The 17,179-nt window shown below is 41.2% G+C and carries 11 protein-coding genes; 4 read left to right on the forward strand and 7 right to left on the reverse strand.

The genetic code is table 11. From position 1 onward, the window contains the following. Positions 1-67: 67 nt before the first annotated feature. From ESA94_RS10390 to trmB, 6 genes are all read right to left on the reverse strand, one after another. Positions 68-1,303 carry an FN3 domain-containing metallophosphoesterase family protein gene (locus ESA94_RS10390; RefSeq protein WP_129130822.1) on the reverse strand — a complete coding sequence of 412 codons (1,236 nt, stop codon included), beginning with the start codon at positions 1,301-1,303 and terminating at the stop codon, positions 68-70. Between the two features lie 12 nt (positions 1,304-1,315). Continuing rightward, a complete protein-coding gene (locus tag ESA94_RS10395) occupies positions 1,316-2,617 on the reverse strand; it encodes a sugar MFS transporter (protein ID WP_205755951.1) in 1,302 nt (433 codons plus the stop codon). Between the two features lie 119 nt (positions 2,618-2,736). Continuing rightward, positions 2,737-6,315: an amidohydrolase family protein gene (locus tag ESA94_RS10400; RefSeq protein ID WP_129130823.1), complete on the reverse strand. Its 3,579-nt coding sequence runs from the start codon at positions 6,313-6,315 to the stop codon at positions 2,737-2,739. An 88-nt stretch (positions 6,316-6,403) separates the two neighbouring features. Continuing rightward, a complete protein-coding gene (locus ESA94_RS10405) occupies positions 6,404-6,781 on the reverse strand; it encodes an MGMT family protein (RefSeq protein WP_129130824.1) in 378 nt (125 codons plus the stop codon). Further along, the gene (locus ESA94_RS10410) at positions 6,738-6,959 is read right to left on the reverse strand and encodes a DUF5522 domain-containing protein (protein ID WP_129130825.1); all 222 of its coding nucleotides are present in this window, start codon (positions 6,957-6,959) and stop codon (positions 6,738-6,740) included. The genes ESA94_RS10405 and ESA94_RS10410 overlap by 44 nt, the downstream gene beginning before the upstream one ends. 167 nt (positions 6,960-7,126) lie before the next feature. Then, entirely contained in the window at positions 7,127-7,834 is a 708-nt protein-coding gene (gene trmB / locus ESA94_RS10415; RefSeq protein ID WP_129130826.1) for a tRNA (guanosine(46)-N7)-methyltransferase TrmB, read from the reverse strand. A gap of 2,185 nt (positions 7,835-10,019) precedes the next feature. Here trmB and ESA94_RS10420 point away from each other — a divergent pair. The 3 genes from ESA94_RS10420 to ESA94_RS10430 are packed head-to-tail and all read left to right on the forward strand — an operon-like array spanning position 10,020 to position 12,833. After that, on the forward strand, positions 10,020-10,496 hold the full coding sequence (locus ESA94_RS10420; RefSeq protein ID WP_129130827.1) for an Lrp/AsnC ligand binding domain-containing protein: 477 nt from the start codon (positions 10,020-10,022) through the stop codon (positions 10,494-10,496). A gap of 59 nt (positions 10,497-10,555) precedes the next feature. Beyond that, positions 10,556-11,398: a hypothetical protein gene (locus ESA94_RS10425; protein WP_129130828.1), complete on the forward strand. Its 843-nt coding sequence runs from the start codon at positions 10,556-10,558 to the stop codon at positions 11,396-11,398. A 1-nt stretch (position 11,399) separates the two neighbouring features. Continuing rightward, a complete protein-coding gene (locus ESA94_RS10430; protein ID WP_129130829.1) occupies positions 11,400-12,833 on the forward strand; it encodes an O-antigen ligase family protein in 1,434 nt (477 codons plus the stop codon). Here ESA94_RS10430 and ESA94_RS10435 read toward each other — a convergent pair. Beyond that, a complete protein-coding gene (locus tag ESA94_RS10435) occupies positions 12,830-13,819 on the reverse strand; it encodes a LacI family DNA-binding transcriptional regulator (protein WP_129130830.1) in 990 nt (329 codons plus the stop codon). The two genes, ESA94_RS10430 and ESA94_RS10435, sit on opposite strands and share 4 nt — an antisense overlap. 265 nt (positions 13,820-14,084) lie before the next feature. On the opposite strand from ESA94_RS10435, the gene ESA94_RS10440 reads away from it, so the two are divergent. Then, positions 14,085-17,156: a SusC/RagA family TonB-linked outer membrane protein gene (locus ESA94_RS10440; RefSeq protein ID WP_129130831.1), complete on the forward strand. Its 3,072-nt coding sequence runs from the start codon at positions 14,085-14,087 to the stop codon at positions 17,154-17,156. The last annotated feature ends 23 nt before the right edge of the window (positions 17,157-17,179 follow it).

Here is a 17,179-nt window from a genome sequence, read left to right on the forward strand (position 1 = left end):
AAATAGTGAACTCCCAACAAAATGAATTATTGGTAGTAAGATAAATTGAAAACCGGCAGCCGAATACTTATCGTTTGGGAGAGATTGTATAAGTGCCTGCTTCACTTCCATCATCTTTCAACATACGTACTTGTAGTTCTTGTTGATTGGCGTGTACTTTAATAAGTGTACGTTTGCCGGCTGTTGGTCCACCGCCGATAATAATGGGATAACTGTGTTTCCCTGCAACGGGCGCATGTATTCCATGTGTATGTGTATGGCCACAAATGAGCAGATCGATCTTGTATTTATCAAACAACGGCGTAAACAATTCTCTGCAGTGCATTACACCATGTGCCTCACCGGAATAAAATGGCGGTATGTGCATCATCACCACTTTATACTTTGCTTTTTTATATGCTTTTGATTGCAGTTGTTGCTCGAGCCATGCAGCCTGCTGAATACGAAACTGATCAAAATCTACAATGCCTGCATAAACAGGATGCGTATCTTCTTTGTCTTCACCCGTATCAAGCGCAATTGTAAACACAGGCCCTGATTGATACGAAAAGTAAGCACCTTGCGGTGCAGCAAAATAGTCTTTCAACTGCCGTGCATACCTGCCTCTTGTTTCATGATTGCCACGAACAAACAACATTGGTTTTTGTGTAGCAAAGCAATTGCTGCAAGGTGTAAGCAAATGATCGATAATCTGTTGTTCGTTGGTTTGATAGTCGAACATATCACCATTGAGGAATACATATTGATAAGGATCGTTGCCGTTTAACTGTATTAATTCGTTGAACGATGCAGGGCGATCGTGAATATCATTCAATACAAGCCATTGTGTTTCTTTAGCCGAAGGGTTGTATGTAGTAAACGAAAACACATCGCTGTAAAGCAATTCGCCGTAAGTAAGTTTATACGGCTGAAAATCTTTGATCTCCTTCGCTGCTATTTTATACTCGTATGTTGTTGCCGGCTTTAACCCACTGAGTTTAATTTCATGCACCCGGTTATTGGCATTCACCAGGCCATCATTCACTGCATGTGCTTTTTGCGGAGCCTTACCGGGTTCATTAAATTCTATCCAGCAATACGCATTTTTATTGGTGATCCAACGAACATACATGCTGCTGTGTTCAGTACTGTGCAGGTAAGGTTTGCAGAGAAAGCGATGCTCATCATCACCTGTTTCATTTGCAGAGATGCCCGCATTTGCAACAACGGGTACAGCTGAAATACCAATTGTGCTGAGTGCTGCAGCTTTGGTAAAAGAATCGAGAAACGATCTGCGGCTTACGGTAGTTGATTGTTCGCTCATGTGTGAAACTGTTTATGCATATTTTTTCTTTACACCTGCTTTATGTCCGCTTACTGCGAAATAAAGAATGTACAGATAACAAGGAAGCACAGCAATAAAATACGCCAGTTGAAAATCGAGCTGCAGGTTATCTTTTAAGTAAGCATAGATCATTGGCCAGATTGCACCACCGGCAATACCCATGATCATAATAGCAGAACCAGTTTTGGTAAACTTACCAAGGTGACTGATACCTAAAGGAAAAATCGCCGGCCACATTAAAGAGTTTGCTAACCCCAGCAACGCAATAAATGTAACAGCTACATAACCGCTGCTGAGGTAAGCACCAATGCTAAACGCAATACCCAGCAATGCACAAATGCGTAGCGCCATCTGTTGCGATAAGTATTTAGGAATGGTAAGAATGCCGATGAGATAACCCAGCAACATACCACCGAGAGTAAGCGATGTAAAGAATTTGGCAATATCGGCACTGATGCCCAGCGATTTTCCGTACACACCAATTATATCACCCGCCATTACTTCGGCAGCTACATATACAAAAATGCAAAGTGCACCGAGAAACAAATGCGGAAACTGGAAAATACTTTTATGATGGATCACTTCACCACTTGTTTCATCTACCACATCTTCTTCAACCTGTACTTCGGGTAAAGCTGTAAACTTAATCACCAACGCAAACAAACAAAACACAATGGCCAACACAATGTAGGGCATGTTTACACGGCCTAACACTTCCTGCAGCAATTGTTCTTTGGCAACACCTGTTGCTGCTTCTATTTGCTTTTCGATAGCTGCTGCATTTTTTAAAAACAACGTACCCATAATCACCGGTACCAACATACCGGCACCTTTATTACACACACCGGCAATACTGATGCGTTTGGCCGCACTTTCAATAGGTCCGATGATTGTCAGATACGGATTCGATGCGGTTTGCAGCAACGCCAACGCAGAGCCCTGTATAAAAATGCCGGTTAAAAAAAGTGCAAACGAATTTGTTTTTGCAGCAGGAATAAACAACAACGAACCAACACCAAGAATCAACATGCCGAGTACGAGCCCTTTTTTAAAACCTGTTTTCTTTAAGATCCACGACGATGGCAATGCTAAAAAGAAATACGCCATGTAAGAGGAGAACGTAACAAAGAAAGCCTGGAAATCGCTTAACCCAAACGACAGTTTAAAGAAAGGAATGAGCGTTCCGTTGGCCCATGTTACAAATCCGAAAATGAAAAACAGGGCACACACAATGATCATTGGAATAAGATTCGTTTCTTTTTTTTGTGCCGGTAGTTGAATTACGTTTTGCATCTGCTGGTTTTAGAAGAATGAAAATAACGGAAACATAATTTATAGCAGAGGGCAAACGGTTGCACAAACAGGAAAGCCGCATCAATTGATGCGGCTTTCATTTCTCTTAGTAACGAAGTTTATTGTTTTACTTCCGTTGTTACTTTCGGTACTTCTTTTGTCCAGCTGCCAACATCGAGTTTGCGTGGAGTTGGATAAACTTCTTCTAATGTATTGCCATCGTACAATCTTCCGTTTTTAATTACATAACGTATGGTATTGGTGTTGCGGATATTCTGCAATGGGTTGGCATCCATAATAATAATGTCGGCCAGTTTACCTTCTTCAATACTGCCCAACTCTTTATCTAAACCTAATGCAGTTGCACCAAGAATTGTTGCTGTGCGTAATGCATTGAGGTTACTCATGCCGCCGCTTGCAACACTCCACACTTCCCAATGGTAACCGAGCCCCTGTAACTGACCATGACTGCCAATGCCTGCCAAACCTCCTTGCTGTACAACAGCATTTACACTTTGTGCATGCTTTTGAAACACGTGATCTTCCGGAGTAAACCATCCACCCAAACCACCTGCACGGCGGCGACTTTTTGCACTCATTTCTTCATACGGTGTAAAGAAGTTGAGCTTCTTGTCATGCACGGGACTTTCGGTTGTGTAATAAAAGTTTTCAGCCCATGGTCCGCCATAAGCAACAAGTAAGGTTGGTGTGTAGGCCATTTTACTTTCTGCAATGGTTTTGGTTAAATCGCTGTACAGCGGGAAAACAGGAATTGCATGTTCATGACCGGGGTAGCCATCAAACAACTGTGTCATGTTTAATTTAAAATCCAAACCACCTTCGGTAGTAGGCATCAGCTGCTGTTCTTTAGCAGCCATAATTATCCATTGGCGATGCTGCCTGTTACCAACCAAATACATTTTAATGTATTGTGTGTTGAAGTATTTGCTGTACTGCTTTAATACACTGCGTGTTTGTTCCAGGCTTTTTAAATTATACATCCAGAAACCAACACCAGGTCCTGTGCTGTAAATACGTGGACCGGGAATTTGTCCGGCTTCCACCATATCGCCCCATGTTAATACATCGGTAACTGCAGTTTGCGGATCTCTTGTAGTTGTAACACCATATGCAAGATTGGCAGCATAGATCCAGGATGTGTTTTTATGCAAGCCCCAATTGGTCCACATATGCGAATGTGTATCTACAAAACCTGGCGTAATGGTTTTGCCGCTGCAATCAATTTCTTTGGCGCCTGCAGGTATGCTCAGCGTTCCTGATTTTCCAACAGCTTTAATACGGTTGTTAACAATGAGTACATCACCATTTTCAATTACTTCCTCACCCTTCATGGTTACAATGCGTGCGTTCTTTAGTACAATGGTAGATGAAGGAATGTCTTTATTGAAATATACTTTCACTTGGTTTTCATCGGGACTGTATTTTTCTTTTTTCTTCTGTTCTTCTTTCGCCAATGCTTCACGTTTTGCACGGGCAGTATCAGCTTTCAATACAACCGCCATTGAATCGGCATATTTTTTCGCTAACGAATCTGCCAGTTTTTTTGCATCGGGCCCAAGTGCGAGCAAGGCTTTTATACTGTCTGCTGTTTTTTGTGCTTCAATTTTTTTCGCAGCTTTCACAGAGTCTTCAACAAATTGTGCACGGTCAACATCGTACACCCAATGTCCGTTACCTAAACTCCAGTGTACACGTTTGCCGTTTGCTTCCCATGCAGGAAACTCTCCGCCGATTTCTGTTAACTGTCGAGAGGGAAATGCACTGAAGGCAGGCGTACCAACATTGATGCTGGTGAGCTTTCCTGTTTCGGGCACAGTAACTACATACACATTGTTGTTAACCTGTGCTAATGCAAGATTCCCTTCGGGCGCCATTAAAATAATATCGGCACTTGATGGAAGATTCTGCGGTTCTCTGCTGCTGGCACCTTCGGGCAACATGCAATAATTTACCGGATCGGCTTTCATCATCGACTTGCCCATTACATAGGTATTGCTGTTTACTGTTGTGTGTTCGTGATTGCTGTGATCGTCTGCATCGGCAACCGTACCATATGTTGTAATACCGGTGATACGTACATACACTTTCGTATCTGTACCATCCCAACGGATCGACATTAATGTGCCACCACCTGCATTTAAGAAAATGCGGCTTGTATCTTTTGTAAAATGAATATTGCCACGTCCGTTTGCGTTATCAACTTTTGTAATAGCGCCACCTGTTGGTGCTATCCAAACAATTTCTCCTTCTGCTCCGCTATAGAAGGGATCTTCTGCATCTTTAAACAAACGCACAGGTGCTTTAAAAAACGCAATGCGGTTACTGTAACTCCATGCAGGCTGCATGTAAAAGCCCGACTCTGTTGTAAGTTTTGTAACCGATGGTTTATTGCCAAGTGTTGCTTTGTATAAATGACCGCCATCGCTTTCGTTCCATGTAACAAATACAAGCTGTGTACCATCAGGATTCCACGCAGGCATTGCTTCGGTAAAGTTGTTAGTGGTTACACGTTTAGCAGTACCGTTTGGATAATCCATTACGTACAAACGGTTCAATACTGTAAATGCTAATTTCTTTCCATCGGGACTTGGAACGGCATCCCGTATTTGTGTGGCGAGTTTTGCAGTAGTGTCTTTAATAGCATAATTGAAATACAAACGTGGACCCATATCTAAAACCACATCTGCTTCAAACGAAACTTCTGATGCCTTGCTGCCATCAACAGGTATGCGCCATATTTTACCGCCATAGCTCGCTACTAAAAACTTACTGTCGGGGGTAAACGCCATGCCGGGCAACACACCCTGCGGTGCAATACTTTCCTGTTCATCCCGCTGTACAGGATAAGCAAGCCAGCGTTCATCGCCACTCTTCATATTGCGGATAACCAAACCTGTTTTATCCTGGTAACGGCTGCCGTACACCATCCACTGTCCGTCTTTACTGAGTGTAGGTGTAAACGCCGAACCATAACGGGTGGTGATGGAATTCATGATTCCTTTTACACGATCATAAGTGCCGATCTGGTATTGCGGTAATAATGCATTGTAATTCCACGAACCATTACGCATGCTGAAGTAGATGGTTTTACCATCTGCACTCATAAACGGATCGATCATTTTTAATGAAGGCGATCCTTCGGTGAGTTGCGTACCCCCGCCGCCATCTTTGTGGTAAATAAAGATCTTCGGTATACGACGACCTTTGCTGGCGATGATGTAATTGCCATCGGTACTCCATACTGCTGCAGGAAAATCTTCTGTTGGTTCTTTGGTTAACTGTACGGTATCTTTTTTCTCTGTATCGATGTACCAGATATTATCGCTTCCGCTTCTGTCGCTGGTAAACAAAATTTTCTTTCCATCGGGGCTGAAGCGTGGATGCGTTTCGTACGCAATACCTTTTGTTACTTGTGTGGCTTTACCACCTTCGATGGGCATAGTATAAATATCACCCATCAGATCGAAGGCAATGGTTTTACCATCAGGACTCACATCCACACTCATCCATGTACCTTCTTTTGCGGTGAACTTTACCTGTCTTGTAGGTTTAAGCGGAAGATTAGCGAATGCCGTGTATGGCATCGTATCTTTTTTTACACTGTCTTTGGTTGGTTGCTGTGCAGCAAGGGGCAAGGCAAAGCCAAGCATTGCCAGCACAATAGCAGATCTTCTCATACTGTATAAGGTTTTGAAATGGTAAGGTAATCTTTGCAGTTGAAAAAAAAGGAAAATGTTGATTAGTGGTTGGATGACAAGGTCGGGGCTATACTAACTCCACCGCCGGGTCCCAATAACGTTTTTCAAAATCAACAACTGTATCGTTCTTTACAGGAACACCATCTTTCTTTAATAACTCTTCCATTTGTGTAGGCGTTGCAAAATGTGCTTTGCCGGTAAGCATACCATTACGGTTTACAACACGTTGGGCCGGTACTTTCGGTTTTACATTGTGTGCACCATTCATTGCCCAACCTACCATACGTGCAGAGAGTTTGGTGCCCAGGTAAACGGCTATGGCTCCATACGATGTTACACGGCCTTTGGGTATTTGCCTTACCACATCATACACATCATCAAAAAAAGAATATTCTTTTGCCTTACCTGTTTTGGGGAGTTTGCTTGTTTGCTTTTTGTTGGACATTGTTCCGTTCTTTTAAAAACAAGGTACGACGGGGTTCCGGAACATTTTCATAATCGTAAGGGCAATGAAGGCAACCATGCCCGCAACAATAACCTTTATTAAGATGGTATTCGGCAGTAAGCACAATATTATCGTGCTCGTCGTAATAAAAATCGGCGCCTTGTTTTAACCTGCTCATAAGTGGTGCTTCAAAACAATAACCAACGGGAAAGCGTTTTGTTGAGCCGGTGGAAAAAAAGTTAAGATTTGTATTAATATGTACACGGTTTGTTATGGGCGAAAAGCGTTAGCCTGCCGCACCGCATTCACTTAAATCTGTTTCAGTTACATTAATAAGGGACACTCTTATTCTTTCTCTGTATCAAACACCCATTGCTTTAACAGGCTGTCGTTATCGGCAGGTAATGCAGTAGCCGGTAAACTGAAACGCAGGTAATGGATACGGTTGCTTTGTGCAATATCCAAACCTTCGTAATGGGTTTTAATTTTTAATTCATCGCTGATGCTTGTCTGTTTGTACAGGTCATCGGTTGATTCGTGCAGCGGAAGGTTGTATAATTCAATTACTTTTTTAGTGAATTGATATAACACAGGCGAATCGGTTTTTAAATGCACAAAACCACCGGGCTTTAAGAACTGCTGGTACAAACGTAAAAACTTGGGATGTGTTAAACGCTTTTTGTGTTTTGATGCACGCAGTTGCGGATCGGGAAAGGTGATCCATATTTCGCTTACTTCATCAGCAGCAAAATAATTGTTTACCTGGTCTATTTGCGAACGTACAAATGCAACATTATTGAGGTTTTCTTTAATAGCAGTTTTGGCACCCACCCAAATGCGGTTACCCTTTAGATCAATACCGATGAAATTGCGTTGCGGGTGCATGCGGCCAAGCCCAACGGCATATTCGCCTTTACCACAAGCCAGTTCCAACGTAAGCGGATGCTCATTTTTAAAAAAGGTTGCCCACTGCCCTTTCATGTGCTGCGGGTATTGCAACACGTTTGGAAAGGTTTCTATTTCTGCAAAACGGATGAGCTTTTTTTGTCCCATAGCGGGCAAAGGTAGGATGTGGAAGAAGAATGGGAATAAAACAAATCGGGGAGTTCCTATTAAAAGAGTTGGTGGTAACGGGTGCAGGAAAAGTGAAGACTTTGAGACAGCTTATTTTAAGCCAATTATTACATAAACTAAAAGAATTCAATAGGTTGGCATGGAATATCGCCGACAAAAATGGGTCACCATAATTCACAATATTTAAGAATTCAAAACTGTGTTTTCACATTTTATGACACAATTGGGCATAAAATCACACAACCGGTCTTTTAAATCCCATGAATTCACCTTAACATTGTGGAGTAATTACAATTTATTGTAATTAAAAAGCCCCCTGTAAAAACAAGGGGCCGAACTTGACCAAGTTACTCTGAATGTGTATCGCAAGTGCAACATTCAACCCGAATTAAGCCTCCTACCACGGGGCTTTCTTCTTTTATGGTTAATGTGCAGGGCGATTCCCACGACCAGTGATTAGGCAATGGTTTACCACATTTTAGACAATAAAGAACCTCTGTCATAATCTTTCTCATATGCGGCAGTTATTCTGATGCCTCAGTTAAATTCTTCTTTTTTCGATGGTGCGCCACAAATGAGATATGTATCAAAGAACTTGGTAGTATGCAAAATACCAATTACTCCTCAACATCAACAGAACAAGCTATCCACACATCTGTGGAAATAAAACAGGGATATGTTTTTGCTTATCTCATTATTATTCCGATCATTATCCCCTTTTTTCATAAGCAACCCTGCTTTTCATAATGTAATGTTAGTTCATAGCAGAAATCGATTTTTCACAGAATCTTGAAAATTCACGAAAATTTATCCCTGATTCCTGAATAGCATCAATCGAGTTTAAGCAAATGAACCAGTTTGATGTTTAAAATGCAATTTTTGGCGAAACATTTTTTTAACTTCCCCTCTTGCACATCAAAGGTTATTCTTTAAAAACCGCTGCTGCTATTTATCGTCAACCATACATAAATAGGTAGTGGTGGCAAATGTTTCACTTAAAATCAACTTTCTTTTCATCTTCAGAATTAAATGATCATTTTGTCGTGGGCTGTACAAGCCACCAGCTCCACAGCACAAATCAATAAAACTATCTCCAAACGGGAAAAGACAGCTTTTTCAACTCTCAACCGTTACCTAATTCTAATACCCACTCTCAAAATTCTGCCCCTTTTTTCAGACAGACTGCAATTACTGTCAACCACTCATCAGCAAACATATAGTGCACTTTTCGGGGATGAAGGACAATAAACCGGAGCTGAATGCGATCGCCTAACGAAGCTCTGAAATGGCTTGAAGTCCAAAAAGGACAAAAAAATTGTCTTTTTTAGGCAGGAAATGAAATGGATACAGGGAAAAAAGGCTAGAAGATTAAATCAGTGAAAATTTAAAAATGTTGGTGAATGGCCAACTGACAGGACTTCATGTATTATTTTTTTAAGGTATTTATTTTACAAATTCATTTAAGTAGTGAAGGAGTAATGGTGGGTACGGGCGCTAAATATTTAAAAATAAAACCACGTAAAAGAAACGTTGTAAAAACAAAAAAGCCCTTTGTAAAAACAAAAGGCAATCGTAAAAAAGCATGAGAAAAATCTGTACGGAAAGCAAGGTTATCGGTTTGCGCCGAAATAAGATGCTGTAGGGGGAGGGTTCGAACCTCCACGGGGCAGTTAGCTGCAGTACAAAGTTTTAGTGGTCAACCCTGGTCGGCCTTACCAAAAGTAACGTCGGCTCTATGCTGCGTTTATCCTGGAATCCCCACCCCCGAGACGAGAGGGCATGTCTGCCAAAAATTTCATCACCCCACAGTGTAAAAAGAACTCGTTTAAAAATCCAAAAATCAAATTCCAATGTCCAAACTGGTAACATTCTTGGGGATTGGTTTTTGTCTTTTTATTGTGCTGTAGAGGGAGGGGTCGAACCTCCACGGAGCAGTTAGGAACCGTTGCCGGACTTTATTCTGATTTCTCCACCCCCGAGACGAGAGGGCATGTCTGCCGAAAATTTCATCACTCCACAGTATGTTGTTCAAAGAACGATTACAGTGCAATATTAAACCATCTTTACCTTTTGTTGAACGTTTTCAAACATAAATTTTAAAACTTTTGATTGTATTCAAAATAATATTGTTAATATTGAAATAATTTCAAAACAGCGCTCCAATATGGCCACTAAATTGAATCTTGACAAACTCGATATGCAGATTATATCAGAAATGATGGAAGATGCACAGATTTCCTACGCCGATTTGGGTAAAAAGCTCTTTGTTTCGGGAGGTACCATCCATGTACGCATAAAAAAACTGCAGGAGCACGGCATTGTAAAAGGCACCAAGCTAAACGTAGACCTGAAAGCTTTGGGCTACGATATAACAGCTTTTATTGGCGTGTATCTTGAAAAAAGCTCCCTATACGATAACGTAGCAAAAGAGTTACAGAAGGTTCCGGAGATCGTTCGGTTAAATTATACTACAGGTAACTATAGTATGTTTATTGAAGTGGTATGCAAGGATATTAACCAGCTGCGTTATGTATTGCACGATGCGTTGCAGAAAATAAAAGGTATTGAACGTACCGAAACACTTATTTCTCTTGAAGAAAGTTTTAACCGCAAAGTACAGGTTGCTTCGAACATTTCCTGATGGAAGCAGCTACTGAAAACTAATTGTACTTTAGTGAATCTACAACCCGTTTACTGTTTATGAATTTAGATATTGTATTTGAGCTGATTAAGAAACGCTGGAAGCAGGCAGCCGTTATTGTGCTGTTTGCAACTGTATTAACAGGAGGCATTTTGTATTTGCAGAAACCGTACTTCCGCAGCTCGGCTGTTTTTACCGCAGCAAACCCAAATCTTGGAGATCGTTCAAATATTTACCGTACAGAGTTTTGGGAACAATATTTTTATTACGGAGGCGAGTTGGATAACGACCGTTTAATGGCACTGGCACGCTCCGAAGAAATGTGTCGCTTTATGGTTGATAGTTTTAAATTAATCGATCATTATAAAATAACAGCGATCGGCGATAAAGCACTTTACGATGTAGATTATGAATACAAAGAGAATGTACGTATTCATAAAAACGAGTTTGGGCATGTAAAAGTAAATGTGTGGGATACCGATAAAAAGCTGGCAGCAGCTATTGCCAATGCCATTGTTGCTCGAGTGAATCAGAAAAGTGTGGCTTCGTTTAATCTAATGAAGATCGAGATACTGCAAAAACTGCAACGTGATTTCAATGCACAGAAAGATACGTTGCAACAGGTAGAACAGCAATTGAAAACAGATGCCGATGCTTTTTTAACCGCACGCAAGGAAGGATTGATCGGCCGGCTTAATGAAACAGAAAAACTCATTCAGCAGTTTAATACAAGTATTAATGATGTTAGCTCATTGTTTGTTATAGAAGAAGCTTTACCCGCATTAAAAAAGGACAAACCAAAAATTATGGCCGGCATGCTGCTTGCTGCAGTAGTTTCTTTTGTGTTTGCGGTCTTGTTGTTCATTTTTATTGAATGGCGCTTGCAGGCGAAAGCAAAATAATATGCAGGCTCTTTTTACCAGGAAAGAAGCATTTACATTTTGGCTGCCTGCAGCAGCAGCAATAACCTGTTTTGTTGCAGCTGTTGTTTTAGATCAAAAACTGCTGTTGGTTTTGCCATTTGCAGTACTGGGTAGTATTGCCTTTGGCTTAAACATCAGGTTTTTGTTTTTTGCATTGCTGTTTGCCATTCCGCTTTCAACAGAGTTTGAAGTAACCGCTACACTTTCTACCGATCTTCCCGACGAACCATTGATGTTGCTGCTGGCAGGTAGTTTGTTTGTTTTGTTTTTAATAAAGCCACAATTAATACCTGTTGAAATAAAGAAAAGCAGTTTGGTTCTTTTGCTGCTGCTGCAACTTGTGTGGATGCTGGTAACCGTTTTGTTTTCGCATGAAGTGTGGTTGAGTATTAAATACTGCCTGGCAAAGAGTTGGTTTATTATGGCTTTTGTTGTTGGCGGTTTATATTTTCTGCGTACCAAAGAAGATTTTGCAACAGCTTCCAAAGCACTCATCTTTTCAATGTTGATTCCGGTGCTGTACAGTTTAATACGGCATGCCGGGAAAGGGTTTTCGTTTGAAGCAATTAACGCTACTCTCGACCCCTTCTTTCGAAACCATGTAAACTATTCAGCGTTGCTTGTATGCCTCTCTCCTGTTTTATTGTTGTGGTATAGATTTGCAAATCAGCAAATGCGTAAATGGGTGCTGGCATGTATGGCATTGTTTCTGGTTGCATTGTTTTTTGCTTACTCGAGAGGTGCATGGCTTTGTTTGCTTTCCGGATTTATAACCTGGTATGCAGTACAAAAGCGTTTTCTGCTTTCGCTTATTGCCGGCGCTTTGCTTTTGGCAGCAGTATCGTTGTTTTTGCTCATTCAAAACGACAACTACATGAAGTTTGCACCCGACTTCAATACTACCCGTCAGCATTTCGATTTGAATGAACATCTTGAAGCTACGTATACGCTCAAGGATATGTCAACGATGGAGCGTTTCTATCGTTGGATTGCAGGAGTTAAAATGGTAAACGAAGAAAAACTGAAAGGTTATGGCCCCAATACATTTACTACTTATTATAAAGAATACACCGTTGCCTCTTTTAAAACATGGGTGAGCAGCAACGAAGAAAAATCGTCGGTACACAATTATTTTTTACTGGTAACCATCGAACAGGGCCTGCCTGCATTGCTTATTCTGTTAGCATTACTCATCAGCATGTTTGCTATTGCTGTAAAAGCGTACCATACTTTAAACGACCCCTTTGAACGTTCGCTTGCAATTACTGCAGCTGTTATTCTCAGCATGATCGTTACACTCAATCTGTTAAGTGATTTAATTGAAACTGATAAAATCGGCAGTATATATTTTCTGCTGCTGGGAATTTTTATTCGTCTGCATGTAAAATTAAAAGAGCAGCAATCTAAACTTTAGAGTGATCCCCCTTCAACAAAGCGTGAGCTTACAAACAATTCTGTAGTTTCTTCTTTTCCTTTTAAACACTCCATCATTCGTTCGCATGCGAGTTTACCTAACCTGTAACCGCTTGTTTCAACATAGGTTATTTCGGGGTAATAGATTTTAGGAAAGTAACCATCGCTTAAAGCAATAATACCTGTTTGCGAGGGTACTTTAATATGCAGTTGCTGCACACATTTCATGAGGCCTACCAGAATTTCATCGCTCATACAAAAAACAGCATCGGGCATTTGTTTTAACTGAAAATATCGTTGTGCAATATTGTCTGCTTCTTCCGAATTGCCTGCAAATTCGTACGAAACATTTACAGCTGTATTTTGCTTCATGCTTTCTTTAAACGCTTCGAGCCGTCGTTTTGTAATAGATAGCTGAGTATTGCCAAAAATGGCCAGTATGTTTTTTTTCTGCTTTTGAAGTAAAGCTTCCGCTGCCATTTCTGCTGCATCTTTATCTGCAAGGCAAACACGGTCGTAAGCGTTATCGTCGGGTACCTTATCAAAAAACACAACAGGAATTTCTGCATCTTTCATTTTATCAAATGCATCGATCTTAGTTGTTTCTTTCGACAGGCATACAAACACACCGCTTACCCTGTTCTGCCTGTAGATCTTAAGATTGTCAATTTCAGTAACAGGATCATCACCACTTTGCAGAATCATTAATGAGTAACCGGCTTTTTTTACTTCTTCTTCAACAGCGTTTACAAAGGAGTCGTAAAAGTTATTGGTAATGGAAGGAATCATTACTCCAAACACTTTTGTGCTTTTGCTGCGCAGGTTAACTGCTACGGCGTTGGGCTCATATTCAAGTGTTTCTGCCAGCTCCATTACTTTTTGCTTTGTACCCGCAGAAATATCAGGATGATCTTTTAATGCTCTTGACACCGTAGAAACACTGATTTCTAACACTTGAGCGATCTTTTTTAGTGTAGCGTTTGCCATATCAGAAAATGAGGATCGTTAATTTTTCCACCGCAATTATTTTCGCAATCGTTTGCGGGTTTGAAAGGTTAAACTTAGTATGTTTTTCCGGATTGATTTCCTAAAAACTGATATAAATTCACAACAGATTAACATTGCCGATTGCGTTGTAGCCATATAAGACTGCTTTAGAATTTTCATATCCCGGCCATTCTGGGCTTTCTCCGGGCTGTCATTGCAAGACGTGTGTTGATTATAACCCTCAACAATTTAAAAACTACTGATTATGATCTTGACGAAACTTGCAAGAGGCATTCTCACCATGCTCAGTTTGTTTGTATTTGTTGCTTTTGCAACCGCACAAACAAAAACAGTTACCGGTAAGGTAACCGACTCGAAAGGCGAAGGTGTTCCTTCGGCCACAGTAGCAGTTAAAGGAACAAAGGTTTCTACTACTACAGGTGCCGATGGTTCGTTTAGCTTAAATGCTCCCACAGGTGCTAAAACACTTGTTATTTCTTCCGTAGGATTTTCTACCAAAGAAGTGGGTATAACAGATGGTCCGATTGCTGTTAGCCTCGAAACACAAAATGCTGCTTTAAATGAAGTAGTAGTAATTGGTTATGGTACCCGTAAAGTAAAAGACCTTACAGGTTCTGTATCCAACATCACAACAAAAGACTTTAACAAAGGACAGATCTCTACTCCCGACCAGTTATTACAAGGTCGTACACCCGGTGTGTTGGTAACTCCTGCCAGCGGCGAACCGGGCTCTGCTGCAACAATCAACATCAGAGGTACAGCCTCTATTCGTGGTAACCAGGAACCATTATATGTGGTGGATGGTGTACCCATTGCAGGTGGTGGTACTTTAGGTAGTGCCAGCGGTGTAGAAGGTAGCTCAACTCCAAGAAACCCGTTGATGTTCTTAAACCCTAACGACATTGAAAGCATTACCGTATTAAAAGATGCATCTGCAGCCGCTATCTATGGTTCAAGAGGTGCAAATGGTGTTGTATTAATTACAACAAAAAGCGGTAAAGGCGGTAAAAAAGGTCAAATCAACTTCAGCGCTGCAACAAGCATTGCAACAACTGCTAAACGTTACGATCTGATGAGCCCGCAAGATTTTTTGCTTGCAGCCAAGAAAGCGAATATTGATGGTGGCGCCGATCCTGTTGCTGCTGCTTCTGCCGTTGAATTGCTCGATAAAAAAGCAAGTACAGACTGGCAGGATCAGATCTTCCGCACAGGCGTTTCACAAAACTATAACCTTGGTTGGGGCTTTAATGCTAAATCAACCAATGTACGTTTAAGCGGTTCGTACGACGATCAACAAGGTATTATCCGTAACAGCTCGTTGAAACGTTTAACTGCACGTGCAAACATTACACAAAAATTCTGGGGCGATAAACTGAAGTTTGAAATTGCATCTACCTATTCAAACACAAAAAATCAGTATCCTCCATTAAGCAATAACGCAGGTTACCAGGGTAGCTTGCTGGGTGCTGCATTACAGTTTAACCCTACTTATCCTGTTTATAATCCTGATGGTTCGTTCTACCAACCCGGCGATCAACGTAACCCTGCTCAAATGCTGGCTTACTTCGATGATAACGATCGTGTAACCCGTTTCCTCAACAGTATTTCAGGTAGCTGGATCATTACGAAAGGGCTTACCTATAAAGTGGTATTAGGTTTGGATAATATGAAAAGTGAACGTATTGCGTTTGCCGATCCACGCTTAAGCACCAATGCTTACAGTGGTACAACAAGTTTAAGTACACCAAACGGCATTACTGTTAAAAACTTCAATAACTCTATCCAGGGTAATGGACGTACAACCAAACAAAACTTAGATCTTAAATCTACACTGGTTGAACATTATCTTACATACGATAAAGATTTTGGTAAGAGTAACTTCAACATCGTTGGTGGTTTTTCTTATCAGAACTTTATTACAGAATACAGCCAACGTGTAGGTTGGGGTTTAAATACACCGGTAACTGCACCAACAGATGTATTTGTAAAAGACTTCAACAACTTTAAGAACTATGCGGATATGTATCCCGGCTACGATAAGAATGAATTACAGTCTTACTTTGGTCGTGTAAACTATTCGTTCGACGATAAGTATTTCCTTACTGCAACAGTACGTGCCGATGGTTCTTCTAAGTTCGGTGCAAATAACCGTTACGGTGTGTTCCCTGCCTTTGCCGGTAAGTGGAAACTCATTAACGAAGAGTTTGCAAGAAACAGTATTGGCAAATGGTTAGGCGAGTTCAGTTTAAGAGCAAACTATGGTGTACTGGGTAGCCAGGATGGTTTGCCTTCTTACGGGGCTGTTAACCGTCAGTTCAACTATAAAGATGCAAACGGTGCAGATCAAAACACATTGGTACAAACAGGTAACCCCGATCTTAAATGGGAAGAAGCTGCTACTACCGGTGCCGGTGTTGATCTTACAACAAAAAACAACCGTTTAAATATTACCGTTGATTACTTCTATACAAAGCGCACAAACATCCTGTTCAATGCTCCTACTCCGGGTGGTTTCGCCCCTACTTCTAACTGGTTTATTAACCTGCCCGGTTATGTAATCAACAAAGGTTGGGAAGTTAGCCTCGGTTACAAGATCATTAAAGGCAAAAACTTTACATGGGATGCGAGCTATAACATGACGTTTGTGAAAAACGAACTCCGTGAAATGCCCGTGCCTGTTATTACAGGTGGTGTAAGCGGCCAGGGTTTAACCGGTGCTTACGCACAAACCTTTACAAATGGTCAGCCTTTGTTTACATGGTCTATGCCTGTGTTCCGTGGCTTTGATGGTAACGGTAATGCCCGTTACGAAAACGGTGCACAAAACCAACTGGTGGGTACAGCTATTCCTAACTTCTTCGCCGGTTTAACCAACAACTTTACATTAGGTAACTGGAGCTTGAGTGTGTTTGCAAACACTGTAAGAGGTTTCCACGTATATAACAACACAGCCAACGCACTGTTCCTGAAAGGTAGCTTGCGTAACGGTCGTAACGTAACATATGCTGCAGGTACAAGTCCTGAAAACCCATTCAACCCGGGCAGCGTTTCAACACGCTTCCTCGAGAAAGGCGATTTCATCCGTATATCAAACGTAAACCTCAGCTATGCGTTTAACCTGAAGAACAGCAAAACGATCAAGTCGCTTTCTCTGTATGCTTCTGGTCAGAACCTTGTATTGTTTACGAAGTACACTGGCATCGATCCTGAAGTAAACGTAGACAAGAGCATCAGTGGTGTTCCTTCTCGTGGCTTCGATTATACAAACTATCCAAGACCCCGTGTTGTAACATTCGGTGTTAACCTTGGATTTTAATTTTAACCTTATAAACTAATTAT

Source organism: Lacibacter luteus, assembly GCF_004118265.1.
In the GTDB taxonomy this organism is placed as follows: Bacteria; Bacteroidota; Bacteroidia; order Chitinophagales; family Chitinophagaceae; genus Lacibacter; species Lacibacter luteus.